The sequence below is a fragment of the Microcoleus sp. B4-C1 genome, from assembly GCF_036705285.1.
Classification (GTDB): Bacteria; Cyanobacteriota; Cyanobacteriia; order Cyanobacteriales; family Microcoleaceae; genus Microcoleus.
The window spans coordinates 17,672-43,679 of the sequence record NZ_JAUBUC010000037.1 but is presented as its reverse complement, the minus strand read 5'-3'; the positions used below and the strand labels follow the sequence as shown (position 1 = coordinate 43,679).

General features: G+C 47.1%; 20 protein-coding genes. 11 read left to right on the top strand and 9 right to left on the bottom strand.

Annotation, left to right across the window (positions count from 1 at the left end):
- Positions 1–97: 97 nt before the first annotated feature.
- Complete coding sequence (gyrB, locus tag QUB26_RS16470; protein WP_333318867.1) at positions 98–3,343, bottom strand: DNA topoisomerase (ATP-hydrolyzing) subunit B; 3,246 nt, start codon at positions 3,341–3,343, stop codon at positions 98–100.
- Between the two features lie 257 nt (positions 3,344–3,600).
- Here gyrB and miaA point away from each other — a divergent pair, with 257 nt between their 5' ends.
- Positions 3,601–4,506, top strand: coding sequence for a tRNA (adenosine(37)-N6)-dimethylallyltransferase MiaA (miaA, locus tag QUB26_RS16465; RefSeq protein WP_333243345.1), 906 nt, complete (start codon positions 3,601–3,603; stop codon positions 4,504–4,506).
- Positions 4,507–4,574: 68 nt separating this feature from the next.
- Here the strand turns inward: miaA and QUB26_RS16460 are convergent, their stop codons facing one another.
- Both QUB26_RS16460 and msrP read right to left on the bottom strand, forming a co-directional pair.
- A complete protein-coding gene (locus tag QUB26_RS16460; protein WP_333053602.1) occupies positions 4,575–4,712 on the bottom strand; it encodes a hypothetical protein in 138 nt (45 codons plus the stop codon).
- A 138-nt stretch (positions 4,713–4,850) separates the two neighbouring features.
- Entirely contained in the window at positions 4,851–5,834 is a 984-nt protein-coding gene (gene msrP / locus QUB26_RS16455) for a protein-methionine-sulfoxide reductase catalytic subunit MsrP (RefSeq protein ID WP_333243351.1), read from the bottom strand.
- A gap of 303 nt (positions 5,835–6,137) precedes the next feature.
- Here msrP and QUB26_RS16450 point away from each other — a divergent pair, with 303 nt between their 5' ends.
- The 4 genes from QUB26_RS16450 (at position 6,138) to QUB26_RS16435 (ending at position 10,852) form a co-directional block, all read left to right on the top strand.
- Positions 6,138–8,426 carry a serine/threonine-protein kinase gene (locus tag QUB26_RS16450; protein WP_333318865.1) on the top strand — a complete coding sequence of 763 codons (2,289 nt, stop codon included), beginning with the start codon at positions 6,138–6,140 and terminating at the stop codon, positions 8,424–8,426.
- A gap of 387 nt (positions 8,427–8,813) precedes the next feature.
- Positions 8,814–9,383 (top strand): tetratricopeptide repeat protein, encoded by a 570-nt coding sequence (locus QUB26_RS16445; protein WP_333243357.1) that lies wholly within the window; start codon positions 8,814–8,816, stop codon positions 9,381–9,383.
- A 55-nt stretch (positions 9,384–9,438) separates the two neighbouring features.
- A complete protein-coding gene (locus QUB26_RS16440; protein WP_333318861.1) occupies positions 9,439–10,401 on the top strand; it encodes a hypothetical protein in 963 nt (320 codons plus the stop codon).
- Between the two features lie 157 nt (positions 10,402–10,558).
- Positions 10,559–10,852: a DUF3288 family protein gene (locus QUB26_RS16435; RefSeq protein ID WP_333318859.1), complete on the top strand. Its 294-nt coding sequence runs from the start codon at positions 10,559–10,561 to the stop codon at positions 10,850–10,852.
- Positions 10,853–11,206: 354 nt separating this feature from the next.
- Here QUB26_RS16435 and QUB26_RS16430 read toward each other — a convergent pair whose 3' ends face one another.
- Together QUB26_RS16430 and secA are read right to left on the bottom strand one after the other, a co-directional pair.
- Positions 11,207–12,148, bottom strand: a complete 942-nt coding sequence (locus tag QUB26_RS16430) for a hypothetical protein (RefSeq protein ID WP_333243366.1) — start codon at positions 12,146–12,148, stop codon at positions 11,207–11,209.
- An 860-nt stretch (positions 12,149–13,008) separates the two neighbouring features.
- Positions 13,009–15,825 (bottom strand): preprotein translocase subunit SecA, encoded by a 2,817-nt coding sequence (secA, locus tag QUB26_RS16425; protein ID WP_333243369.1) that lies wholly within the window; start codon positions 15,823–15,825, stop codon positions 13,009–13,011.
- Between the two features lie 243 nt (positions 15,826–16,068).
- On the opposite strand from secA, the gene QUB26_RS16420 reads away from it, so the two are divergent.
- Positions 16,069–16,281: a hypothetical protein gene (locus QUB26_RS16420; protein WP_333318857.1), complete on the top strand. Its 213-nt coding sequence runs from the start codon at positions 16,069–16,071 to the stop codon at positions 16,279–16,281.
- An 8-nt stretch (positions 16,282–16,289) separates the two neighbouring features.
- Here the strand turns inward: QUB26_RS16420 and QUB26_RS16415 are convergent, their stop codons facing one another.
- Positions 16,290–17,222: a ribonuclease Z gene (locus QUB26_RS16415; protein WP_333318855.1), complete on the bottom strand. Its 933-nt coding sequence runs from the start codon at positions 17,220–17,222 to the stop codon at positions 16,290–16,292.
- A 264-nt stretch (positions 17,223–17,486) separates the two neighbouring features.
- On the opposite strand from QUB26_RS16415, the gene QUB26_RS16410 reads away from it, so the two are divergent.
- Together QUB26_RS16410 and QUB26_RS16405 are read left to right on the top strand one after the other, a co-directional pair.
- On the top strand, positions 17,487–18,662 hold the full coding sequence (locus tag QUB26_RS16410; RefSeq protein WP_333318852.1) for a SpoIID/LytB domain-containing protein: 1,176 nt from the start codon (positions 17,487–17,489) through the stop codon (positions 18,660–18,662).
- Between the two features lie 477 nt (positions 18,663–19,139).
- Positions 19,140–19,364 (top strand): hypothetical protein, encoded by a 225-nt coding sequence (locus tag QUB26_RS16405; protein WP_015174403.1) that lies wholly within the window; start codon positions 19,140–19,142, stop codon positions 19,362–19,364.
- 191 nt (positions 19,365–19,555) lie between these two features.
- Here the strand turns inward: QUB26_RS16405 and QUB26_RS16400 are convergent, their stop codons facing one another.
- Positions 19,556–20,878: a hypothetical protein gene (locus tag QUB26_RS16400; RefSeq protein ID WP_333318850.1), complete on the bottom strand. Its 1,323-nt coding sequence runs from the start codon at positions 20,876–20,878 to the stop codon at positions 19,556–19,558.
- Positions 20,879–21,629: 751 nt separating this feature from the next.
- Between QUB26_RS16400 and QUB26_RS16395 the strand changes: the two genes are divergently transcribed.
- The 3 genes from QUB26_RS16395 (at position 21,630) to QUB26_RS16385 (ending at position 23,596) form a co-directional block, all read left to right on the top strand.
- Positions 21,630–22,151 carry a photosystem I assembly protein Ycf3 gene (locus QUB26_RS16395; RefSeq protein WP_333039118.1) on the top strand — a complete coding sequence of 174 codons (522 nt, stop codon included), beginning with the start codon at positions 21,630–21,632 and terminating at the stop codon, positions 22,149–22,151.
- 238 nt (positions 22,152–22,389) lie between these two features.
- On the top strand, positions 22,390–22,671 hold the full coding sequence (gatC, locus tag QUB26_RS16390; protein ID WP_006635952.1) for an Asp-tRNA(Asn)/Glu-tRNA(Gln) amidotransferase subunit GatC: 282 nt from the start codon (positions 22,390–22,392) through the stop codon (positions 22,669–22,671).
- A gap of 208 nt (positions 22,672–22,879) precedes the next feature.
- A complete protein-coding gene (locus QUB26_RS16385; RefSeq protein WP_333259050.1) occupies positions 22,880–23,596 on the top strand; it encodes a TrkA family potassium uptake protein in 717 nt (238 codons plus the stop codon).
- Here the strand turns inward: QUB26_RS16385 and QUB26_RS16380 are convergent.
- Together QUB26_RS16380 and QUB26_RS16375 are read right to left on the bottom strand one after the other, a co-directional pair.
- Entirely contained in the window at positions 23,553–25,184 is a 1,632-nt protein-coding gene (locus QUB26_RS16380) for a sodium:proton antiporter (protein WP_333318847.1), read from the bottom strand. The two genes, QUB26_RS16385 and QUB26_RS16380, sit on opposite strands and share 44 nt — an antisense overlap.
- A 117-nt stretch (positions 25,185–25,301) precedes the next feature.
- Positions 25,302–25,946, bottom strand: coding sequence for a hypothetical protein (locus QUB26_RS16375; protein WP_333302714.1), 645 nt, complete (start codon positions 25,944–25,946; stop codon positions 25,302–25,304).
- Positions 25,947–26,008: the final 62 nt, after the last annotated feature.

The following is a 26,008-nucleotide window of genomic DNA, read 5'->3' as shown; positions in this document are numbered from 1 at the left end:
ATCGCCCGAAAGGGCAGAAGGCATCAGGGCCGCAAAAGTTTAGTCATGAGTCCTGAGTCATTAGCTGCTAGCTAACGACTCAGGACTCAGGATTAATTTAGATGTCCAAGTCGAGGAGGTTGAGTTTGGGGCCGTAGGTTTCAATGAATTCGCGGCGGGGGGCGACACGATCGCCCATTAAGATCGTAAAGATGCGATCGGCCTCAGCAGCGTCTTCAATCTCAACCCGTTTCAGCGTCCGAGTTTCTGGGTTCATCGTTGTATCCCACAACTGTGTCGGCATCATTTCACCCAAACCTTTGAACCGCTGAATGGTGTAGTTAGCATTCGCCGGAAATTCATTGCGGACGAGATTGTTCATTTCGCGATCGCTGTAACAGTAGTAATGATTGCGTCCCCGTTCCACTTTATAGAGAGGAGGACAAGCAATGTAGATGTAACCTTGTTCTACAAGTGCCCGCTGATAGCGGTAGAAGAAAGTCAGCAACAGCGTGCGGATGTGAGCACCATCTACGTCAGCGTCAGTCATAATTACGATGTGGTGATACCGCAATTGACCCGGATCGAATTCTTCGCCTTTGATGCCCAAACCCAGGGCTGTAATTAACGATTGAATTTCGTTATTTTTGTAGATTTTGGCGTCGTCGGTTTTCTCAATGTTGAGAATTTTACCGCGCAAAGGCAGGATTGCTTGGAATTGGCGATCGCGCCCTTGTTTGGCACTGTTGTGGACAAAAATTCCCGCCCCTAATGCAAAGTTGTGACTGTTGGGCACTTCGATGTCGTAGACATCGTAGCGTTCCTCTACAGCTTCGATCTTGACAACGCGGTGGTTGTAATTCCGAACCGCTTGGCGAGCATATACTTCATCACCATTAAAGTAGCGATCGCAAAACGTCTCAAACTTCAACAAAGTCTTATCACCCTTCATGCGGCGATAAAGATTGTAAGCATCTACATTCATCCAACCTTCTTTCAGGTGGACTGTCTTCAAAGCTTCCAGCGTCTGGCGGTAATAAGTTTCCTTCAAAGTCGCTTTACGTTTCTGGCGAAACTCCGGCGTCCACTGTTCCTTAGTTTTTTCGCGCCGCCACTCCAACAAATTCTCATCTTGCCACTGTTCTTTAGCAAGTTGAGAATGAGTCTCCCGTGCTTCAGGATTGTTAGCAAAATGATTACTCACCCGTTCCGACTGAGCCAAACGGTTTTCTTCGGAACTCCAATACTCTTGCTGGGCTTGGTTCAGCAGTTCATTATTTTGCTGGCGATAAGTTTCATCACTATCGTAAAACTCCCGCCACTTGCTCATCATGTAAGCTTTATACTCTTCATCTTCCCACTGAGCTTTCGCCTGTTCCGAAAGAATTTGTCGCGTTTCAGGCTGCCGCATCCGCTCTTTCATCATCGCCCGAAATTCATCGGTCATGTGAGCTTGACGGCTCTTTTCAATGACATCGGGCCTGTGCAAGGTTTTCTCAAGGTTCGCGCGGTGAAGAGCCAAGTGATCCTCAGCAGGCAATCGCTGAATATTTGTCGGATTGTTGTTGAGTTTGTTAAAGTCAACGTGATGGCGGTGATTGCCGTCAGATGCGAGATAAACGCCATGTTTCAGGTTGTAGAAATCCGCTAAAAGATGGGTGTAAATCCACTTATCACTGTTGGGATTCCAAACCATTTCGTAACCGTTAAGTCCCTGACCCTGTTTGTTTTTTTCCGACAACTTGCTGTGGAACGGCATTAATGAATCTTCCGGTGTCAGCATGGCGGCTGCTTTGTAAGTGCCATCCCGCAACATGAATGGATGGTCGGGAGTGCAAGTTATTGTCTCCCCATTGTCTAATGTCAGTTTGACAACTTCAGCATTTGCTTTAGTCATCCGAGCATTAGTTATTCGCTCAAACCCGATGTTTCCACTCTCGCGAATGGTGTAGCAAAAGTGTTCTTTACCTTCTGCTTGTTCGTCAACTATCTGTTTGATAGTTTTTGTGGTGCCGTCAGCTAATTTTATTTCCTGAGATGAAAAAAAACAGCCCCCCGCTGAATCCCCCTCGACCAGGTATATCTCAGACAGGGCGGGGTCTCTGGAGCTACAGTCCGCTAATTTTCCCGGCAAAGGAGACGATTCTAAGACAGATTTTCGGCGCACTAAATCGCGGGCACGACGGGCAGCTTCAGCGGCCTTAAATGCCTGAATTGCTTTTTCCAAAATAGCGTCGGCTACTTGGGGGCGAAACTCTAAATATTCTGTCAATACTTCGCCTACCAAGGAATCGACAATTCCCCGAACTTCTGTATTTCCTAGCTTAGTTTTAGTTTGACCTTCAAATTCAGGGTCTGGGACTTTGACAGAAATCACTGCTGTCAAACCTTCGCGCACGTTTTCGCCGGCGAGGTTGGGCTCGTTTTCTTTGATTTTGTTGCGCTTGCGGGCGATCGAATTCATCGTCCGCGTCAAAACAGCCTTCAAACCTTCTAAGTGCGTGCCACCGTCGATCGTCCGAATGTTGTTAGCAAAACCTAGAACGTTGTCGCTAAAAGCATCAACGCACCACTGCAAGGCCACTTCTATTTGCACGTTGTTGCGTTCTCCTTGCACGTAGATCACTTCTTCGTGCAGAGGCTGCTTTTCGCGGTTCATGTAGGCGATATATTCCTTGATTCCGCCCTCGTAACAGTAAGTTTCGATGCGAGGTTCGCTACTTTTGAGCAGTTCCAAACGGTGGTCGCTAAACGTAATTCTCACGCCCGCATTCAAGTAACCCAATTCTCGCAAGCGCCCCGCGAGTGTAGTGTAATCAAATTCAATGCCAGTGCTAAATATTTGAGTATCTGGCAAGAAAGAAACTGAAGTGCCGGTGCGAGTGCCTTTGTTGGGCTTGGCAGTAAGTTCCGTAACTGGATTGCCTCTCTCGTAGCGCTGTAAATGTTCTTTTTGGTCGCGCCAAACTGTCACTTCTACCCACTCGGACAGCGCGTTAACAACAGAAATACCTACACCGTGCAATCCTCCAGAAACCTTGTAGCCACCACCGCCAAATTTACCGCCGGCGTGGAGTACAGTCATTACTGTTTCTATTCCCGATTTGCCAGTCTTGGCAACGATGCCGGTCGGAATACCCCGGCCGTCGTCTGTCACGGTAACGGAACCGTCGGCGTTGATGTCAATCTCGATGTGAGTGCAGTGGCCAGCCAGCGCCTCATCTATGGAATTGTCCACAACCTCGTAAACTAGATGGTGGAGTCCTCGCGGGCCGGTGGTACCGATGTACATCCCCGGTCGTTTACGGACTGCTTCGAGACCTTCGAGAACTTGAATCTGGTCGGCGCTGTAGCTGCTGGTCATACAAAAATAGCTCCAATAATGAGGCCTAAAGCCCCGAAAGCTTCTAAAATGGGAAAACTCCTAAAATTATAGCACAAAACCGTTAAAGGCTATGCTAGGGCTTTCTGAAGGGAAATTTATCGGGGGGACGGAGGGGAATAGTTTGGAGATTGCTTCGCGACTCCCAGGCGTAGCGCGGTGAATCAGTGAAGGGAGAGAGGGGAAAGCATGGATAGGAGAGGATTTGAGAGTTTTTATAGGGAAATGTGCGACAGCTTATGTCTAAATTAATTACGATTTGTGGGGCGACGGCGACGGGGAAGTCGGGAGTGGCTTTGGCTTTGGCGGGGCGACTGCAATCTTCGATTCTGAGTGCGGACTCTCGTCAAGTGTACCGCGAATTTGACATCGGAACCGCAAAACCGACGGCGGTCGATCGCACTTGTGTACCGCATCACTTAATTGACATCTGCGATCCCACAGAAACTCTGACACTAGCAGATTACCAGCAACAAGCTCAAAATTTAATTGCTGCTGTCGATTTTCCTGTTTCTCCTCCCCTGTTGTTGGTTGGAGGGACGGGCTTATATATTAAATCGATCGTGCGCGGTTTAAAAATTCCGAGGGTAGCACCGATGCCCGAATTGCGATCGCAACTTGCAGAACTCGGACAATCTCAATGTTACGCGATGTTGCAGCAGGTCGATCGCTCTGCGGCTGAGAAAATTCACCTCAATGACCCAGTAAGAACTTTAAGAGCACTGGAAGTATTTTATGTCACCGGTCGCCCTATTTCCGAACAGCAGGGCGAAACTCCTCCCAATTATCCTATTTTACAAATTGGGTTGGATTGCGCGATCGAAGTTTTGGTCGATCGTATCAAACAGCGCACCGAACAAATGCTAGAACGCGGTTGGATTGCTGAAGTAGAATATTTGTGTAAAAAATACGGCTGCGACTTGCCACTTTTGAACACGCTGGGCTATCAGGAAATGAAACAATATTTGGCTGGCGACATTAAGCTGGAAGAAGCTAAAGAATTAACAATTTTGCACACGCGGCAATTTGCGAAGCGTCAGCGGACATGGTTTCGAGCCTATCCTGAAATTGAATGGTTCGATGTTAGCATACCCGATTTGTGCGATCGAGTTTGGCGGAGGGTTGCAGAGTTTTGTGAACAATAAAGAGTTTTTTTACCGCAGAGGGCGCAGAGGGCACAGAGAAAGAGTAAGGAGAGATGTAAGTGTTATTTTTAATTTGGCAAAATTTCTCTAATTCTTTGCCGAAACAAACGCACAGCAGCACGCTGTCCGACTGTTCTGCTTTGTTCGATGAAACCGGGAATTTCAGCAACTGGTAAAAAGGGAAATGCTAAACTGCGATCGCACATTTCATATTTCCCTTTTCTCGTTCCCAGGATCTGCCTGGGAATGCCTGAATCCGAGGCTCTGCCTCGCACAAATAGGGAGGCAGAGCCTCCGGATCTGCGTTCCTAGGCAGAGCCTAGAAACGAGGGAAAATCCGTCAATTAACTGTACAAACTCGCCACATATTCGCCGTAACCGTTGTAGGGCAAAGTTGGGCGAGTTTCCCACGACCAACTGTTACCGGGGCCGACTATGCGTTCGCTGGCCTGCGACCATCTGGGGTGCGGCTTGTCGGGCTCGACATTTGCTTCAAAGGCGTATTCGTTGGGGCCGATTGTATTCCAAAAAGTGGCGGGCTGTTGTTCGACAAATTCAATTTTGACGATCGACTTTGCGCCCTTAAAACCGTATTTCCAAGGAATCACTTGCCGCAGCGGCGCACCATTTTGTTTTGGTAGCCTTCGGCCATACAAGCCTGTGGCGAAAAATGCTAAATCGTTCGCCATTTCTTCAATTCGCAGGCCTTCGGTATAAGGCCAAGGATAAAATTGCGACATCAAACCGGGGCCGGGAGTAATTTTGGGGTCGTAAAATGAGGTAAAGCGAACGAATTTAGCCTTCGATTGCGGTTCGACATCGGCCATCAGTAATTTCATGGGAAATCCGACCCAAGGAACTACCATCGCCCAGGCTTCTACGCAGCGAAATCGATAAACTCGTTCTTCGATAGGAAATTTTTTGTAGAGGTCGTCAATATCATAAGTGCGGGGATTTTTTACTAAACCTCCTACTTCTACTTTCCAGTTTTCTGTTGGCAAAGCTTGAGCGGCTTGCCAAATTGATTTTGTGCCGCCGTATTCGTAAAAATTGTTGTATTTTGTCGCTAAGGCTTCGTCGGTAATCGCTCGATCGACTTTTGCAAAGGCGGGATTCCGGCTCAATTCCGAATATGCTTGGGTTGAGCTTTGCTCCAGAGCAGCTTTTGAGCTAGCATTGCTTTGGCAGCCAGTCAGCGGCAGCAGCGAAGCTGTCACGCCGGCGCCAATTAAATTTGTCATGAACCGACGGCGGTTGAGAAAGGCTGTTTCTGGGGTAATTTGGGGTTCGAGAATTTCCCAAGGTTTGGGAACGCGAATTAACGGCATAAGTAATAGTTAAAAGTTAGTAGTTAGTTTGGGAAAATGTGCCTAAGTTTTAATCTGTTAGTGGATTTGACATGGGAAATTTGAACTTTTAGATTCACTCCCTAGAACAAAGAATCGCGGATATTTGGCAAGCTCTCGCGATTGATTTGGTGCGATCGCAATGCAAGTATTCGCAATGACAGTATAGCTTAATTCGGTAACAACTGAGATATTGCACCATTCTAAAGAACAAGCTTTCGGGCCTGTTCCACAAAGAATGATTTTCTTGTGGGGAGTAGGGGTTGGGCAGGAGAGCCCGCCCCTATGCTCGACCTATTAAACCTTGCTCGCAGGAAAGTCAGCAATTATTTACGCGCGATCGACGGCAGCAATTGTGGCGAAAATCTGGGAAACAATTATGATCAAGCAAAGATTCCAATTAATTATTTAATTTGTCCACAGGAAGCGGCACGCACCGCCCCGCTTTCCTCCCCCACCAGCAAGAATGTCGGACGGGGGTCTCCAGCGGAAAGACAAATGAGTTACTGCACCAATCCCCATTGCCAGAATCCCCAAAATCTCGATCGCGCGACAGTCTGCAAAAGTTGCGAGTCGAACTTGCTGCTAAAAGGCCGCTACCGAGTCTTTCACACCCTCGGTCAAAGTCTCACTTGCCGTACCTTCTTAGCAGTCGATGAAGACCAGCCTTCGCAACCCCGCTGCATCATTCAACAGTTCTGCAGCTCAGCAGCCGCAGACGGTGGCACACAGCAAAACCGGACATTTCGCGGCTCAGCCTCAGTTCTCGACGAGTTGGGGAAACATCCGCAAATACCTAAACTGCTGGCATCTTTTGAACTCGAAGGCTGCCAGTATTTAGTGCAAGAATACATCGAAGGCCGCAATTTAGCCGATCGGCTTTCAGAAAAAGGTGTTGTTAAAGAAATTCAAATTTGGTATCTGCTGAGCGAATTGTTGCCCGTCCTGCAATTTGTTCATGAAAATCAACTGATTCACGGAGATATCAAACCGTCGAATATTATTCACCGCAAAAATCCCCAAGCATCCCCAGCTTGGGCAGGGAAAGAGGATTTACATTCCGTGTCTCAGGAAAATTCCTCTGGGCTAGTTTTAGTCGATTTCGGCGCGGCAATTCGGGCTAATAGTGGCCCGATCAAAACAGAAACGGTGACAGGTTCTGCCGAATACGCGGCGCCGGAACAAATTAAAGGCCAAGCGATTAAGAGCAGTGACATCTACAGTTTGGGCGTCACTTGCATTCACTTGTTAACGGGAATGTCGCCCTTTGATTTGTTTGACATCAAAGCCGAAAGTTGGGCTTGGAGGCATTATTTGAAAGTACCAGTTTCGGCGCGACTCGGCCGCATCCTGGATAAAATGGTGCAGCGAGAACCATCAAAACGCTATCGCTCGACCGAGGCAATTCTCACAGACATGAAATACGGCCCGGCACCGGTAGACGTGATTCTCAGCAAACCCAAGTGGACTTTGGCAATGTGGGGAGCAACTACGGTTGCCCTGCTTTCCGTAGTGCTGGGTGTTCGCTTGCCATCTCCTGCACCGCAGGCTTTCACTTCTGGTGAGCCTGCTTCTAGCATTCCCGAAATTCGGTTCAATCCGCCCCCGATGCAGAATTTCAGGAGTAAGGCATCGCCGTCAGGGCCTGCTGTACGCACTCTGGCGGATCAAGACAAAAACCCAATTTGGGCGGTAGCAGTTGCTCCCCAGGGCCGCGTGATCGTCAGCGGAAATAACGACGGCACAATTCACTTGCGGCACAAGCGTCACGGCAAGCTGCTCAAGGTTTTAGCAGGACATTTGGGGCCGGTGTGGTCGGTGGCTGTCAGTCCCGACGGCAGGACGATCGCCAGCGGCGGCGTTGACGGTACGATTAAATTGTGGAGTTTCTATTCTGGCAAGTTAATTCGGACTTTGGACGGACACCAAGACGGCGTGTTCTCGGTGGTTTTCAGTCCCGATAGCCAGACCGTGGCCAGTGTCGGTAAGGACAAAACTTTGAAGTTGTGGCAAGTCGAAGGCGGGGCCGAGTTGGAAACTCTCAAGGGGGTTTTGGACGAGGTGCAGTCGGTGGCTTTCAGTCCTGATCGAGAAACTTTGGCGATCGGCAGCAGCGACGGTAAGATCAACCTGTGGAACTGGCAGACTGGGGAATTCAAAGACACTTTTTGGGGTCATTCCGAGGCGGTTTGGTCTCTTGCCATCAGCCCGGACGGTCAAACTCTCGCCAGCGGCAGTTGGGACAAGACGGTGAAGTTGTGGGATATCAGCCCAAATCATCACTCCCAGAAGCCCGACGGTTCTCTGCTGCGGACTTTGAGTGCCCATTCCGACAAGGTTAAGTCCTTGGCTTTCAGTCCCGACGGAGACAAACTCGCCAGCGCCGATTTGAGCGGCACTATCAAGCTGTGGCGGCTGAGTCCCGGCCAGCGGTGGCAGATGAGTCCCGCCGACACGGTGGTCACGCTGAAGGGTCATTCTACTTGGGTGGATTTGGCTTTTAATCCTCAAGACAAAACTCTGATCAGTGGCAGTTTTGACGACACGATTAAGGTGTGGCGACTGTATCCTTAATTTTTTCGATCGCCCGTTCGATCAATTTTTGAACAGCTAGGGCGATCGAACATTCAGTTAATTGATATATCAACACTTCGGACAGTTTCAATGCCCACGCATGGGGTGTTAGAAACCTGGTTTCTATGAGTTTTGCTAACAGGAGCGAGAAATATAGTCAGCAACCGGGTTTCAGATCGTCAAGAGTGCGTCCAGAACTTTGCTGACTTTTATCTCGCTTTAATCGGAGTTCCCTAAAACCTCTATGCTACGGTTGGTAATCAAAAACTGTCCGAACTGTTGGTACAAAAACAAATTTAAAATTGAAAATAGTCATAATATCCCTAGAAATCGCGGTTGCTAACTAACAGTTGTGGTAAAGTAGTTTTGGCTGTTAAAGTAAAATCTATGACCGCAAATTCCGAGTTAGCAGAGCAGTATTTGTCAGCGGGCGAGAGCCTCCAGAAATCAGGAAAACTTGAGGAGGCGATCGCTCAATATCAAAAATTACTAGCCATTCCAGCAGATAATGCGATCGCACTCAACAAGATCGCAGAAATTTATTATACGCAACAGAAATATGTAGAGGCGATCGCCTCCTGTTACCAAGCACTTCGCCAGCAACCCAATTTCGCCGCCGCCTACAAAACTCTAGGCAATATCCTGCAAGCCCAAGGCAAAATAGAGGCGGCGATTCGCGCCTACTCCAAGGCGATCGAATTCGATCCTAATTTTGTCGAAGCCTATGTTAACTTGGGCAGTATGTTTTACAAACAAGGCCAGCTCGATGACGCCATAACTTACTATCAAAAATCTATCGTTATTCAACCAGATTTAGCCGTCGCTTATTGGAATTTAGGCAAAAGTTTGGAAGAGCAAGGTCGAATTAATGAAGGTTTATTTTATCAAAAAAAAGCTCTAAATTTACAGCCGGAGTTAGAAGCTAGAAGCAATTTAGTAAAAAATCACACTTACTGAAGAGGAATGTTATAGTCGGAATAATTCAATTATTAATGATGCAAGCTGGATCAACATGGAAATTAGCCAGAATCCGCTCCAATTCCTAACGGCTAAAGTACAAGAAACTGTTGCCGATACCCAAAACTTAGCCAACGAAATCGCTGCTAAAGTTGAGGAAAGTGCAACTGTATTAACAGGGTGGGTACAATCAGCGCCAAGTTCAATGGTTAGTGCTGGGGCGATCGCCACTCAAGAAGCTTTTAAAATAGCACATAACATCCGTTTTGAGAACCTGCCAAGAAATCTGCAATTGAAATTTGCTAGGGCTGGCGTGCGTGACGGAATGCGAAATGTTAAAGAAGCAGCAAAAGTATTTGAATCCATACCCGCCCAAATTCGTGCCCAAGGCCCAGAAGCAATTCGCAACTTCTGTCAAGATAAAGATTGGAGTCACATCCAAGCGCACGTCAATGGAGGCGGAAGCGAAGCTGCTAACGGGATTTTTGAATATTTTTGGGTGAATCGTGCTCGCGGTGGTGTAGACATGACTGCTGCAGAATTAGCAGTCGCTAAGCAAGTTTTAGCGGATGCAGCGTTTAAAGCAGCAGTTGCGGAAATCGTTGGGGCTGCAATGAAAGGGGCGATCGCCGCCGCAGTAATTGAGTTAATATTTTCTATCTTAGAAAACTCGCTATTGTGCGTTGAAGGCAAAATTACCCAGTCAGAGTTAGTCGAACAAGTCGCCACCGCCACCGCCAAAGCTGGCATTGCTGGCGGTATTATTACTGGCATTCTGTTAACACTGTGCATGATATTTCCCCCCATTGCCGCGCTTTTAGGTGCCGCAGCGATGCCCTTGGCGGTTGCAGGTATTGGTTTTATGGGAATTCGCGCCTGGGAAATCTTTTGTCAGGGCGATCGACTATTTGGTATTACTGAACAAACACAAAAATTTCTGGGGATGACTGAAGCGACAACACAAGCAAATAATCAGAATCTTGACTTTTTCAAGAAGTCGAAGTTTTTGGTATTCTGATGATTGGGAAATATAAATATGTAGTTAAACACCAAAAAGAATCCTAGAACAACCTGAATTGTAGGGGCGGGTTTTACCAACCATAATAGCCTAAGACTAATAATCTTATAAACCCGCCCGCTCCCATGTAATGTTTATTTCTACCCACTTACTTAATATGGATTCATTAGAAAAAACTCAAGATCAGCAGCATCCGCAATACAAGCGCGATCGAGCCAGTGTCGATACTTTATTAGCAGGAGAAGCAACCGAATACAATTTATCGGAATTAGCAAGATTAATAATTCGCTACCGAGGCTTTCCCGGCGCTAGAGATATTCAATCAGACTTAAAAAAAGTCCTGCAACAATGGAATTATACCGAAGAAACTCTTTACGAACAAACCCGTAAAATTCACGCTACAGGTGAGGTTTACAGGCGACAAAAAAGCGATCAAGAAGATTGGGTCTAACTTTAGAAACCTGGTTTTTGGCAGTTTCTGCGGGCTGTACGCGTCTTCTCGTAAAAAAAGCCGGTTTGTGACCAGTCGTGCGTCTACGAGTATTAAAGCAAAGTGCGATCGCCTCAAGTCAAACTCAAAGGCGATCGCACTTAATTCCACTCAACTAGGCCCGAAAAGCCCGCGCTACAGAAACTACCTTACAACAAAAACATTTGTTGTAATATCGCTTTGAGCAACCGCTTCAACCATACCCAAATAGTTAGTGCCGACGTTAATTGCCGTAGCACTGACAGCAACTCCTCCATTCAGATTAAAACTTACAGCTTCATTAGTTTCTAACCACTAAATCGCCCGTACTGCTATTTATTGACAAGCTACCCTCGTAAAATACATCCCACAACTCGGGCAGGGTGTCCAGCTTCCTGTGCTTGGATCGAATTGCAATGTACCCCTGTTGCTTCCACTTGCCAATTGGAAGTTCACAGCCTTTCCATATCCCCTCAACCGACAAAACGTATCTGCCCCCAATTGGCGTGCGTTAGGATCTAGCCCATTAGCACCTTTTAGCGCTACATCAATTGGGATACCATTTTCACCGACAGGATTTTCAAAAAGGCGGATGCCACTGTTACCTCCATTTGGCGTTGGAGTTGGTGGTGTAGGCTGTGGTTTAACTGGGGTAGGCGGTTGTGGTAATTTGCACCAGCTAAACTCTAAATCATTCAAAGCAGTATCATCTCCCCTTCCTTGCTGACCTTCAACTTTCGCGCGAACACCACAAATTGCCGAATTCGGCGGACCTGTTACCCAATTTGGTGTCCAAGCTCCCCATTGAGCTCCACCAGATGCTTCAATTACAGTGCTATTACTATTACTACAGCCAAAAGTTACAGAATTTGCTCCTGTATCATCACCATTGCCTTGTGGTGGTTCTACTTTCAGTTTAAATGCTGTTGCATAACTTCCTTTCGGGCAATTAGCTCCTTCACCCCAATTCCCCCAAAATCCCGGATGTGGTACAATCCGCTCGACCATGTTTCCCGCACGATCGTAACAATATAAGGCAACAGCATTGAGTGCAGTATCGTCGCCCCCACCTTGATTCGGTTCAACCCTCATCGAATATCCACCCACGTAGCTACCACCAGGGCAATAAATTGCGGTAGACCATCCTCCCCAAGGTGTGGCATTAGGAGCATTTTTTACGCCAGTAATGTCATTGCGAAAAGAAGCAGCACTAGCAGTCAAAGCGCTAGTGATAAGAGAAAGCGCTAAACCGCTGGCAATCCACACATTATTTTTCATAACTAAACCTCTCAATTGTGATGATTCTGGTCAATCGTCAGGGGATATTTTTTACACTCCCCGATAGCAATAATCCGGACAGTTTTTAGGCGTTGCTGAATTTAGGTAGGAATTCACATTTCCCAATTGCTATAAGACCCGGGAGGGTGAGTTTTGTAACATCAAGCGAAAAGTTGATTCATACCGTGAATCAGCAACACCAGTTTGTATATGGCCCAATGGCTTATTCTGTAGGACTTTGAGCCACTGTGGATAATTAAATCAATGTCAGCTCCACCCCGCTCGTTGCATTTAATTGGACTTTATTTATGATCCTTGCGCCGCGTAAGCTTGTAGTCTCGTTCCAAAAACTGTCCGGAGTATTGCGATAGCAAAGGCGGTTAAAAATTAGGCTAAAATGAAAGAGCGACAGTCAAAGTTCAAGAATTCACTAAATTGTAATACCCTTACTTTGCACCACTATTTGTGATGTATCCCCACCCAATAAAAATTATGGTTGGGGCTTCCGATATAGTGATGGGATGAGCCAGACGGAGCTATTTTCTGATGTATTCTAGCTTCTTTAATGGCTAATATCGTTTCCGGTTGGAACGGAATTATTTATATATTTGGATGGTCAGTGCGAGCGAGACGCTCGCACTACTCTATACTGCATGATTCCGATTTAACCGGATTTGATATAACTTCTTTCTGGCACGATCGCCCTTTTTCTTAACAGACTTCTTGGCAGAAACAGATGAGAGTTTTGACTCAGACGATTGTTGGTTCGCTTTTATTGGTTGCATATCGCTAACCCCACCCAAATCAAAGATTATGGGTGGAGACTGCGCGATCTCATTTTCCTTCAATTTTCAACTGCGTCAAACCATCTCTGGTGAAACTTGCATTGCCGGCTGCGGCTGGAACTGGAACAGCGAATAAACCACATTGCGGCGGATATCCGTCATCATGTCCAAGAACAGCTCGTAACCTTCAGTTTTGTACTCGATCAGCGGGTCTTTCTGGCCGTAACCGCGCAGCCCTACAGACTCCCGCAAAGCATCCATTTGTTGCAAGTGTTCCCGCCACAAAGTATCAATTTGCTGCAAAATAAAGAACCGTTCCGCATCTCGCATCAATTCAGCTCGGATTGCATTAACTTCCGCTTCTTTAATGTCGTAAGCATTGCGGACTTGTTCGTGCAGGAATGTTTTAATTTCCTCAACAGACAAATCTTCTAGCTGATCCGGTGTCATGTCAGCCAGCAGATAAACAAATTCCTTCACCTTGCTGACAAGTTTGTCGAGTTCCCATTCTTCCGAAGGTAAATCGGGATTGATGTATGCTCCCACGATGTCGTCCATCGTCTGTTCGGCATATCTAATTACCTGTTCTTTCGAGTCCAAACCTTCCAATACTCGGCGACGTTCTGCATAGATTGCTCGACGCTGATTGTTCATCACTTCGTCGTATTCAAATACCTGCTTGCGGATGTCGTAATAGTAGGTTTCGACTTTTTTCTGAGCGCCTTCGAGGGAACGAGTCAGCATTCCCGATTCGATCGGCATATCTTCCTCAACACCGAAAGCCTTCATCATACCGGCCACCCGTTCGCCGCCGAAAATCCTGAGCAAATTGTCATCCAAACTCAAGAAAAACCGTGTAGAACCCGGGTCTCCTTGGCGTCCCGCCCGGCCGCGCAACTGATTGTCGATCCGGCGCGATTCGTGGCGTTCGGTACCGATGACGTGCAAGCCTCCCAACCGCACGACTTCATCGTGTTCGGTGCTGGTAAAAGCATCGTATTCCCTGCGAGTTAAATTGTAAGCTTCCCGCAATTTTTGAATTACGGGGTCTTTTGTCGGCGCTTTTTCCGAAGCTATAGCCACGATATCATCGGCTTGCAATTCCGTGAGCGATCGCTCGCCGTACTCCTTCACCGCCAATTCCACCGCCGCTTTGAGCATTTGCTCAGCATCTTTCGATAGCTGCGTCGGGAAAATCTGCGCCGAAGCTTTCCAAGACTTTACCTTTTTCGCAGTTTGACCAAAACCTTGAGGTGCGGGGCGGCCGCCAATACCGGGTACTTGCACCAGCGAAAACCCGTCCTCATCTTCGGGTTGCACAATCCGGGGCATAAAATACTCCCGCAACTTGAGGCGCGCCATGTACTCAGAATTACCGCCCAAAATAATATCAGTACCGCGTCCCGCCATGTTGGTCGCGATCGTGACAGCGCCTTTGCGTCCGGCTTGAGCAATAATTTCTGATTCCCGCTCCACATTTTCCGGTTTAGCATTCAGCAAATTGTGAGGAATTTTCCTCTCCAGCAGCAGCCGCGACAGCAACTCAGACTTTTCCACACTCGTAGTACCCACCAGCACCGGCCGACCGATCTCGTGCATTTCCGCGCATTCTTGGGCGATCGCATTCCACTTCCCAGGCTCCCCCTTATAAACCATATCCGAAAGGTCAGTACGGCTGGTAATCCGGTTAGTGGGAATCAGCGTTACTTCCAGATTGTAAATCTTCTCAAACTCAGTCTCTTCAGTCTTCGCCGTCCCCGTCATCCCCGACAGCTTCGGATAAAGCAAAAAGAAATTCTGATAAGTAATTGTCGCCAGCGTCTGAGTTTCCGGCTGAATTTCCGCCCGTTCCTTAGCTTCGATCGCCTGGTGCAAACCGTCACTCCAGCGCCGTCCCGGCATCACCCGACCGGTAAACTCATCCACAATCACCACTTCGCGATCGGCATTGACGATGTAGTTAATATCCTTAATAAACAATTCCTTCGCCTTAATCGCATTAAAAATGTAATGCGCCCAAGGGTCAGCCGGGTCGTACAAATCCGTAACACCCAACAAATTCTCAGCTTCACCAAAGCCTTCATCGGTCAGTAGCACATTCCGAGCTTTTTCGTCAACCTCGTAATGTTCTTCATTTTCCTTTCTCAGAGCAGCAGCCACCTCAGCCGCCCGGATATACTTCTCACTGGGGCGTTCCACCTGGCCGGAAATAATTAAAGGCGTCCGTGCTTCATCAATCAGCACCGAGTCAACCTCGTCAATCACGCAAAAATTAAAAGGACGCTGCACTACATCTTCCATGACAGTAGCCATGTTGTCGCGCAAATAATCAAAGCCGACTTCGCTGTTAGTGGCGTAGGTAATATCGCAGTTATAATTTTTCTTTCGTTCCACCTGATCCATGCCCTGCTGAATCAGTCCCACAGTCAATCCCAGGAAGCGGTGCACCTGTCCCATCCATTCTGCGTCCCGTCTTGCGAGATAATCGTTGACGGTGATGATGTGTACGCCTTTACCGTTGAGGGCGTTGAGGTAAGCCGGCAGTGTCGCCACCAGAGTTTTGCCCTCACCGGTTTTCATTTCCGCAATTTGGCCTTTGTGCAGGATAATGCCCCCGAGGAGTTGGACATCAAAGTGGCGCAGTCCCAAAACCCGCTGTCCCGCTTCCCGCACCACTGCAAAAGCTTCCGGCAAGATTTCGTCTAGGATCTCTTTTTCTTCGTTGATAGATTTAGCTTTTGCCAGACGTTGTTGAAACTCGGCCGTTTTTCCTCTGAGGCCGTCGTCTGAGAGTGCGCGGAAGTCTTCTTCCAAAATATTGATATCAGCTACCCAAGGCTGAAATTTTCTCAGTTTGCGCGCGTTGGGATCGCCTAGCAGATTTTTAAACATGGCAGGAGAGGCAGATTTTTAATAATTTAGCTATTAGCTTTCAGGGTTACGGGCTGTAGTGTTAGCCACAACATATACCCTCCCCGATTGTAGCAACCATTGGGTCTCCTAGGCCGTCGCTGGGGGCGATCGACCGATTTTGGATTTTGGATTTTGGATTTTGGATTGAAGTTGGTGAAGGTGGGTAGCGATCGCCACTGAGGTATATATGCTTATTGACAATTCCAGGGCGTAACAGGCAAGATGCCTGTTCCACAAGAGATTAATGTTTTTGTAGGATTAATTTCCGCAACAGGCAAGATGCCTGTTCCACAAGAGATTAATGTTTTTGTAGGATTAATTTCCGCAACAGGCAAGATGCCTGTTCCACAAGAGATTAATGTTTTTGTGGGGTGGGCATCTTGCCCGCCCCGATCGCCCTTATTGAAAATGCTCTCACATCTGAGCCCAGATTAATCCTAGTTTTAAACAGGGCGTGGCACTTCGTAAGTCAAAAAGTCGTAAGCCATTTTCGTATTCGGAAAAATTGCCTGCGCTTCCTTGAGCAAATCATCCAGGACGATCGCATTTCCAGGAGCATAACGCGGGCTAAAATGCGTCATAATTAGCTGTTTCGCCCCAGCGATCAAAGCAACTTGAGCCGCCATTGTCGAAGTTGAATGCAGGCGATCGAAAGCCATTTGAGCATCTTGATGAGCAAAAGTAGCTTCATGCACCAACAAATCAGCATCCTTCGCTAATTCCACGGCCCCGTCACAAAAAACCGTGTCAGTACAGTAAACAAACTTCCGCCCGACTTGATCCGGGCCGCAAAAATCCGTACCTTTAAACTGTCGCCCATCCTCTAACTTTACCGTCTTTCCTTGTTTTAATTGACCGTAAAGTGGCCCGGAAGGAATGCCCGCTGCCTTCGCTTTTTCTACATCAAAATGTCCCGGACGATCTTTCTCAGTTACTCGATAACCAAAAGCAGTAACTCGGTGCTTCAAAGGGCCGCAGCTAACAATATATTCGTCATCTTCATAGATGACTCCCTCGTGAATTTTGTGTACCTTAACCGGGTAAGAAAAATGAGTTTGAGAATAACGAACGCCAGCTTGCAAATATTCTTCAAGTCCCGGAGGCCCGTAAAGATCGATGCGCTTGACATTCCCCGCCAAACCGCAGCTAGCCAGCAAACCCATTAAGCCGAAAATGTGGTCGCCGTGCAGGTGAGTGATGAAAATGCGGCTTAGTTGGCTGACTTTGAGCTCGCTGCGGAGAAACTGGTGCTGAGTTCCTTCGCCGCAGTCAAACAGCCAGAGTTCCGCTCGCTGGGGCAAGCGGAGGGCGATGCTGGAAACGTTGCGCGATCGCGTGGGTACGCCGGAGCTAGTTCCGAGAAATGTAATCTGCAAGAGTCAAATCACCTCAATTAAGTCTTAAAAAATATGTTACATATATCCAGAGTGCGGCTGATCCGACATACAGGAAATAGTCGCAGGCAGGAACCGGGATAAATCGCTGTTCCTGGGAACATCTACTTGCTAAAATCATTTTCGACAAGCGCACAGAGTGCCAAACCCAATTCTAACGTTTTCTTTCTTCCGTTCCCCTTCCTTTTTCCCTTCCCTTCCCTTAAAAATTCTTAAACTCACACAGCACAGGAGGAAAATTTTCAAATGCAGTCAGGAGTATTCTTTGTTTCCGTTCTTTCGACATTAAAAAAACGCTACTTTTGGATTTCCTTGTTGTTTTGGCTGGCAATGGTAGCCCCAGCACAGGCCGCGCTGATCTTGCGAGTGGCGGTACAAGACGGGGCAAGTCAGGTAAAAGTCGGCAGTTCTACTAAGGCTGCAATCCGCGACGGTAGCGGGCGCAATTTGGGCGAACTGCCGGCAAACAGTTCTCAGTCGGCTCAATTTCGATCGGGAACAGTGGCAATTGGTCGCTGGGCCGCCAACCAAGTTTGGATCGAGCCGACGGGGAACGGTTATGTTTGGATTGGCGATCGTTGGTATCGGGGACGCACCCTTCTAGTTCCCCAAAAAGGAGGCTTGACTGCCATCAACTACGTCGATATCGAACAATATCTCTACAGCGTTCTCGGCGCCGAGATGAGTGGCAATTGGCCTCAAGAGGCTTTGAAAGCCCAAGCAGTCGCCGCCCGTTCCTACGCTATCCACCAGCGAATGAAAAGCGAAACCGACCTTTACGACGTGGACAGCACTCAGTATTCGCAGGTTTACAAAGGATTGCAAACAGAATCTTCTGGCACTTATTCGGCAGTCGATGCAACCGCCGGTCAAGTTCTGGCCTACAACGGTCAGATTATTTTAGCAGCTTTCCACTCTGCCTCTGGGGGCCATACTGAAAATGTCGAGGATGTTTGGACGGAACCTCTGCCTTACCTGCGTGCTGTTCCTGACTTCGACCAAGGGGCCCCGGTTTACCAATGGAAAGAAAATTTTTCTCGGGCTCAAATCAGCAGTAAGATTTCTGGCGTGGGCAATGTGATCTCGATGAAGCCAGAACGCACTACCGCTCACGGCAGCGTTTTGAGGATGAAAGTAGTCGGAGATGGCGGTTCTAGGGTCATGACTGGCGCAGATTTACGCCGGGTTTTAAATTTGAGGAGTACGCGGTTCACCGTGATTCCTCAATATGGGGGCGGTGGGAACCCAAGGAACAGTGGCCAAGCTCCTACGGGTTTTCAAGTTGCGGGCAAAGGTTTCGGTCACGCTGTAGGAATGAGTCAGTGGGGGGCATACAATTTGGCCAGGCAAGGATACGGCTACCAGCAGATTTTGTTGCACTATTACCGAGGTGCTACTTTGGCTAGAATTGCAGTCCAGTAACTGCTGGGAGTGGGCAAAAAAGAAGTTCGGCAACGGATTATGTAACGGATGTAACGGATGTCAGGAAGAAGGAAGAAGGAAGAAGGAAGAAGGAAGAAGGAAGAAGGAAGAAGGAAGAACGGAAAAACAACTATTCCTGTATCTCTGACTTCCGTGTCCTGAATACAAGGAATTGGGAACTTGTACGGCCCTTCGACTACGCTCGGGAACCGCGTAGTGGCAGGCCAGAAACCGCGTAGCCGAAGTATTGGAAATTGGGAATTGGGAATGACTAATGACTAATGACTAATGACTAATGACTAATGACTAATGACTAATGACTAAGCTGTCACGCATTTAAATTGCATATTCAGGGCGGGCGAGACGCCCACCCCACAAGAATTAGATTGTTTTTTGACATTCTATTTAAATGCACAACAGCTTAATGACTAATGACTAATGACTAATGACTAATGACTAACTACATTAAGGATTGCTATGCAAAAGTGGGAGTATTTATTTGTGGATGCGAATATGTATCCTTTTGGAAACAAGCTGATTAGTTTATATGTAAACGGTGAAGAACAGCGAGATTGGAAACAAGGCTCGCTGCATCTATTTGTCAATCATTTGGGGGAGGAAGGATGGGAACTTGTGGCTCTGGATCATGACTCGAAGTATGACCAAAATTGTTTAATTTTTAAACGCCCTAAGCTTATTTAATAAAAATCAGAGTAGGAAAAATTATGACATCAATAAAATTTGATATTTGCCACAATTATTAGCAATGAGATCAAAGCCCGTTCCCCAACAAAGATATTTTATTGTGGAACAGGCATCCTGTCTATTCTTGAAAATGGTGCAAAATTTTAGCAACCTAACTTAACAACAAACAACGGTTTTTTTCATTAGTATTACAAGTTTTCGGATCGATCGATCCGGCGCTGCCACTCGGCATCTATTTTGGCTGACTGTTCTAGTTCTTGTTGGGTTAATTCTGTTTCTGTTGTATAAGCTAAGTCTTCTCCTGTCAGAACGTTTTCTGCTGCAAATTCCTGGGCGTAGGCTAGTTTTTTGAGCAAGTTGGCATCGGGTTCGTTTAATAACATTGCTCGCTGCTGACGCTCTTGATTGCGGGATTCTATCCGGCTATTTTTCCATTGAATCCAGAAGTAGCGAATTAAAGGAATTGCGAGAAATCCGACGCCGTAAATCAGGATCATGGGATAAACAGCGCTGACGAAACCGATAAATCCACCTGCGATTAAATTATTAGTTAATAGATTCCCCAAAACTAACGCACCGACAAGATTGACGGCTCCTAACCCTGCTGCCAGCATGATTTGGCCGGAACTGGCGTTGCTAAAACGCCACAGCATTTCTCGCAAATAAGCTGCTACTGGTTCAGAATTTCTCTCGGTGGCTGTGGTTTGCAATTGCGGAAAATGGTAGACTATTTGCCCTTCGGGACTGACTTCGGGGCGGCCGTCAAAACGGGCGAGAGCCGGTAACATATATTCTTCGTATTCTCGGGCGTATCCTTGTCCGAGATTGTCTAGATATGGGGCAATTTGTTCGGCCGCGACTGCGCCTCGGTTATTGCGAATTGCCGTGGCAATATCGCTCCATTTACGCTCTTCTAGATTTTTATTCGGATTGCCATCTCCAAATAGAAATGAGAAAACTGCTTCCAGAAAACTCATCTCGGGTTTTTGGTCAGTTAAGCGCGATCGCTGCTGGTAGTATGGTTGGTCATGGTTCCAGTAAAATATCCAGCTTAAGTCGTTCCAGAAGTAGGGAAAAAAGGAAAAGCCGCCGCCTCTGCCGCCCCCGCCGCCACCGTCTCCTCCTCCCCCGTTATTGCTGTCGCTGCTGGAGAGTAAACTGGAGATTAAAATAGTGATAGCAACAAAAATTAAGAGGATGGAAGCTACCAGCACTATGCCAAAAGATATCCGAATCAGGTAAAATAAAACTCGCCAGATTTTTTGCCACCATTCCTGCAACTGCAAGCGCAAGAATTTGTTTCGCAAAATATCTCGAAAGTTCTTGGGAAATAGGTAGGCAATGTCGCCGGATTCTGCTACTTGCAGGTTGCCGCCTGCTTCGGAGGCGAGGGTTAACAGTTCTCGCTGGGCAAAATTGACATCTAATCCAGCTTTTGCCGCCACGTCTCCAACCGTAACGCGGTAGCCAAGTTGTTCGACGGCTTGCATAATGGTGGGATTCGGAGCCATAGGTTTCTCTCTGTGAAAATTACCCGGTTATTTTTATTATATATTGCGGGAATTCGAGCTGGTTTTGGCGATCGGCTTTCTGATTTTTTTTGAGGCTGCCCTTGACAATCAAGCATCCAGGATACCCGCCACGTGATTCATCCGTCCAGAAATAAAAAACCTGTATCCGATAAAGGCGCCCCCGAATTTATCTCGCGCAAGTCAATGCTAAAATCTAAAATCTAAAATCTAAAATCTAAAATCGATTGACTTTGGGGCAAAATATTGCTAGTGTTTTGCCGAATAACTTTTAAGTATGGGCTGAACTCGGATAGCTTAATAAAACTTTGTGATGGAATTTCTCCTCGGCAGGTTATTTGCTTGTTTGCTCTGAGGGTCAAGGAGGGGAGATTATGGCTACATTTATTGGGTACGATGTGCGATCGCCCGTAAGCGTTGCTTCCACAAGAGGATAGCCCCTGCACCCCAGGCAGAACATTTCCTTTCTGCACGGTTTTTGTAAGTTTTGTGTAGAGTGCCAGAGATATGTTAAAGAAATCTAGTTTTTTTGCCAGTCTTGCAAGAGTTCTATAAAATAGATAGAGCTTGCGCGGGTGTTAAACCCAAGGGCGTGTTTTAAGGTTCGCAGGTGCGATCGACTAAACTTTTTAGCGCCCTCAACACAACGGCCCACTACAACAGTGGCGCAATTATTAATAGGAAAACTTTACAGGCTAATTTTTCTGATTAGCCACTAACCAAAGAATCGCATATGCCAAGAACTCAACGCAACGATAACTTTATTGACAAAAGTTTCACGGTAATGGCTGATATCATCCTAAAGATTATGCCGGCCAAAAAGCAGGCGAAGGAAGCTTTTGCTTATTACCGGGATGGTATGTCAGCTCAAGCAGATGGCGAATATGCTGAAGCGCTGGACAATTATCATGAAGCGCTGAAGCTGGAGGAAGATCCTTACGATCGCAGTTATGTCTTGTACAATATGGGGCTGATCCATACTAGCAACGGCGAACACGATAAAGCTTTGGAATATTACAGCGAGGCTTTGGATCTCAATCCGAGAATGCCACAAGCACTGAATAATATTGCTGTAATTTACCACTATCAAGGGGAAAAGGAAAAGGAAGCTGGCAATATTGAAGGCGCGGAAGGGCTGTTTGATAAAGCTGCGGATTATTGGAAGGAGGCTATTCGCTTGGCCCCAAACAATTACATTGAAGTGCAAAATTGGCTGAAGACGACAGGCCGATCGCAAATTGATGTGTATTTTTAACTAGGATGGGCATGGGGCATGGGGCATTCGTTATTTGTTCTATAGCAATCCATGCAGGAGTCGTAAACTTTTTACCCCACCCCAACCCTCCCCTTATCAAGGGGAGGGAGTAAGAAATTCACAAATGATGCGAGGATTGCCATATGTTTGTTGTTTGTTATTGTTCTTAATAACCAATTCCCCATTCCTCATTCCCCATTCCCCATTCCCCATTCCCAATTTCCCATTACAGATTTTTATGATTGACAGAGAAGAAGTTCGGAAAGTAGCGAATTTAGCGAGATTGGAATTAACGCCGGAAGAAGAAGAGCAGTTTACTGGTCAACTTAACGGTATTTTGGATTATTTCGAGCAGTTGAGTGAACTCGATACGAGTAAGGTGCAGCCGACAACGCGGGCGATCGATGTTAGTAATGTAATGCGATCGGACGATTTGCAACCTTTTGCTAAGGGAGAAAGTATTTTGGAAGGAGCTCCCGATCGCGATGGGGAGTTTTTTAAAGTGCCTAAGATTATGTAGGGTTCCCGCTGCGTACCTAACTGAGGAAAATCACTTGTGGGGCTGGCTCCCATGCCAACCACACAAGCAGATTAAACTAAGTGTGGAACAGGTAATAAGTAAGCCCGGTATAAGCCACCCCACAAGCAGATTAAACTGATAGAAACCAAAAACAATCTCACTCATAGGGATAAATCTGTAAAGTTCATTCTTGGGGTGAAAAAGAGTCATGTACGTATTAATTGGTGGAGCAGGAATGATGGGGCTGGGTTTAGCCCAGCAGCTATTAAAAGTCGGTCATACGGTTGCCATCATCGATGCCGACCCGCTGGCCTGTCGCTTTGCTCGTGAAAAAATCGGAGTAATGGCATTTGAAGGCAGTGCGGTGAGTACAACGGTTCTTCTGGAAGCGGGAATTAAACAAGCAAACGCAGTCGTTGCAGCACTCAGGGATGATGCACTGAATTTAGCGCTGATCACGCTATCAAGGAGCTATGGCATTTCCCATATTGTGGTGCGAATGCGCGATCGCGAATTCCTAGAAGCCTATCGACTTGCCGGAGCAAGTCATATCATCAGCACTATTGATTTGGCAGTTGCATCAATGGCGAATGCGATTGAATATCCCCAAATCGAGTCGATGATGCACTTTGAACACGGGCAAGTCGAGGTACTAAAGCTGCCAGTTCCAGGCGATTGCAAGGTGGCAGGTAGCACCGTTGCTCAAATTGCTCAAGACCCTCGTTTTCCAAAAGGTTCGCTGATTATTGGTTATCAATGCCATGCCTGCGCCAATCTGGAGATTCCAAACGGCAATACTGTTCTTGAAGCAGGTTCTACCATCTTGGTCGTCACCCGTCCAGAGTTAGTTCACCAGATGATTGATTACCTCGGCATTCGCGCTAGTCATCTGCCAACGTTAGAAGTTTCTCATCCAAATCTTTGATGTAAGGATGAACCAGATCCTCTGGGACAATTCGCTTGCGGAGGGCATCGCTAACTGCTCCTTTTTCTGCTATAAGCAATCGCCGTCGAATCGTATCTAGCCCGCTGCGATCGCCCTGTACTTGCCCGGCCCGATGTTGATTGTAGAGATCGCGCAGCACTCGCTCAGAGTGCGCTACTCGTGCTTGATATGATGCCCATAACTCCTCGTAAACTGCCTTCGGCAACACACCAGATTTCAGCAAACTATCTAGCTCATCTTGAGCCGCTTTGGAAGCAATCAACTGAATTTGTAACTGCCCAGCTTCCTGCATTACATCAGAAACACGGCTGATTTGTAACCGTTTTACTAGCCAGGGTAAACTTAATCCTTGTCCGACCAAGGAGAATAAAACTGCACCGAAAACCAGGGCAATGATGTTATCTCGTCCTGTCAATCCCAGAGGAATACTAAGCGCCAGTGCCATCGAGAGTGAGCCTTTGATGTTTCCCAGAAACAGAACGTGTTGCCAGCGCAGGGGAATCGGACGATCGAACCACCGCAGCGCCGCTAACAACAGATATACCGAGAGAATCCGTGCCAGTTGATACGCCAAAATAACGAACAGAATGGATGGCAAAATTCTCCACAGTATCAGCGGGTTAATCTCAATGCCGATCAGCAGAAAAATAAATGTATTGACCCCAAAACCAGCGTACTCCCAGAAGCTGAGTAGCGTAATTCGATCCGAGGCTGACGTACTGCGAGAAAGCCCCAGATTGCCAAAAATGAGTCCGGCGATCACCACAGCCACCGCACCGGATACCCCCAAAAATTGCCCGATTTGGAATGTTCCTAACGCCAGCGCAACAGTCAGCAAGAGACTACTCAACGGGTCATTTAATCGAACAAATATCGGCAGACTCAAGTAACCTAAGATGACTCCCACGAGTCCCCCACCCAAGGCAACCACGAGCAGTTCCTTAAGTCCTCCCACGACGGTAAGAGAACCTGTAGCGTAAACGACTAGAATTAAATTGAATGAAACCAGGGCAGCCGCATCATTGAACAGGGTTTCTCCTTCCACGATGGTGGATAGCCGGGAAGGCACACGGATCTCTTTAAAAACCGCAATCATCGAGACTGTATCAGTGTTTGCCAGAATGACTCCGATCAGCAACGCCGGAATCCAGTCTAGTCCTAGCCCAAATTTAATCAGAATAGCGATAATTGCTGAGGAAAAGATCGAGCCTGGGCCCGCCAGCAGGGCGATCGGCTTAAAGGTGCTGCGGAGACGGCTGATATCAGTATTGATAGCTGCTTCAAAAATCAGAATTGGTAGAAAAAGATTTAATACTAAAGAGGGGTCTAAACCAATTCGACGCGACAATACCTCCGTAATGGGCAAGCCTGCTAACACTAAGCCCGTCACATAGGGAATTCGTAACCGTTGGGTTACGAGTGCCACAACAGTTGCAATCAGCAGCAGAATGATCAAGATGATGACTAATTCAGAAATAACTCCTGCAGTTTGGCTATTTGTAGCAGGATCGCTGCCCAACGGAGGTGCTTGCGCTACAATCGACTCGATCGCCGATATTCCTGTCATAAATTCGTTTTCCTCACAGAAATTGACAGATTAACTACGGTTTTAGTCTACAGGAAACGGTTCACTATGCTGTAGGCGGAACCGCAAGGTAATTGTCTTTCTTATATTACCTTGAATTTATGTAGCATCAGAGACACGCCACGTCAGAATCTCCCAACGTTTAAGGACAGGTTCAGCAATCACGATCTCATTTTCTCTTGCCTCCATCACGATCAAATAATCTCCCTGGTTAAATCTGTCATTGTAAATTCTTGCTTGTTCTTCTGGCACCAACCATCCTTGAAGTGCGCCATATAGACCGCCAGCAGTTGCTGCAATCCCACTTCCAAAGAAAGTTGCTAAAATGCTTTCCACTGCTAATGCCTGACCAATACCGGGAATTAGCAGGCTGCTGAGTCCAACAATTAAGGCTAGTGAACCTAGTCCTATGCTGCCGTATATCGCGCCTACTTGTGCGCCTGCTGCTCTTGTGATTACAATTTGGTGCACACCCAGAGAGTCCAAATCATTATTGTTAGAAGGTTGAGCAATCACTGAAATTTTGTGCATGGGGAAATCGCTACTTTTTAGCTCAACTAGCGCCTGTTTTACGTTTCGATGATTAGTAAATAGGCCGCTAGCACGTTTGAGATTTTGGGAAGTCATGATAAATATTCGATATTCAACGCTACAAAATTGGTAAATATAGCCTTTCTCAGTAACATGAGGTGTACGCTTGATAAGCGGGCATAGGCCTCCGTGGGCATAGGCATCCGTGGGCATACCTCACCAAGATTGAGAACTGCTGTAGTGTGTAAAGCCGCTTTGAATGACCTCATCACAAA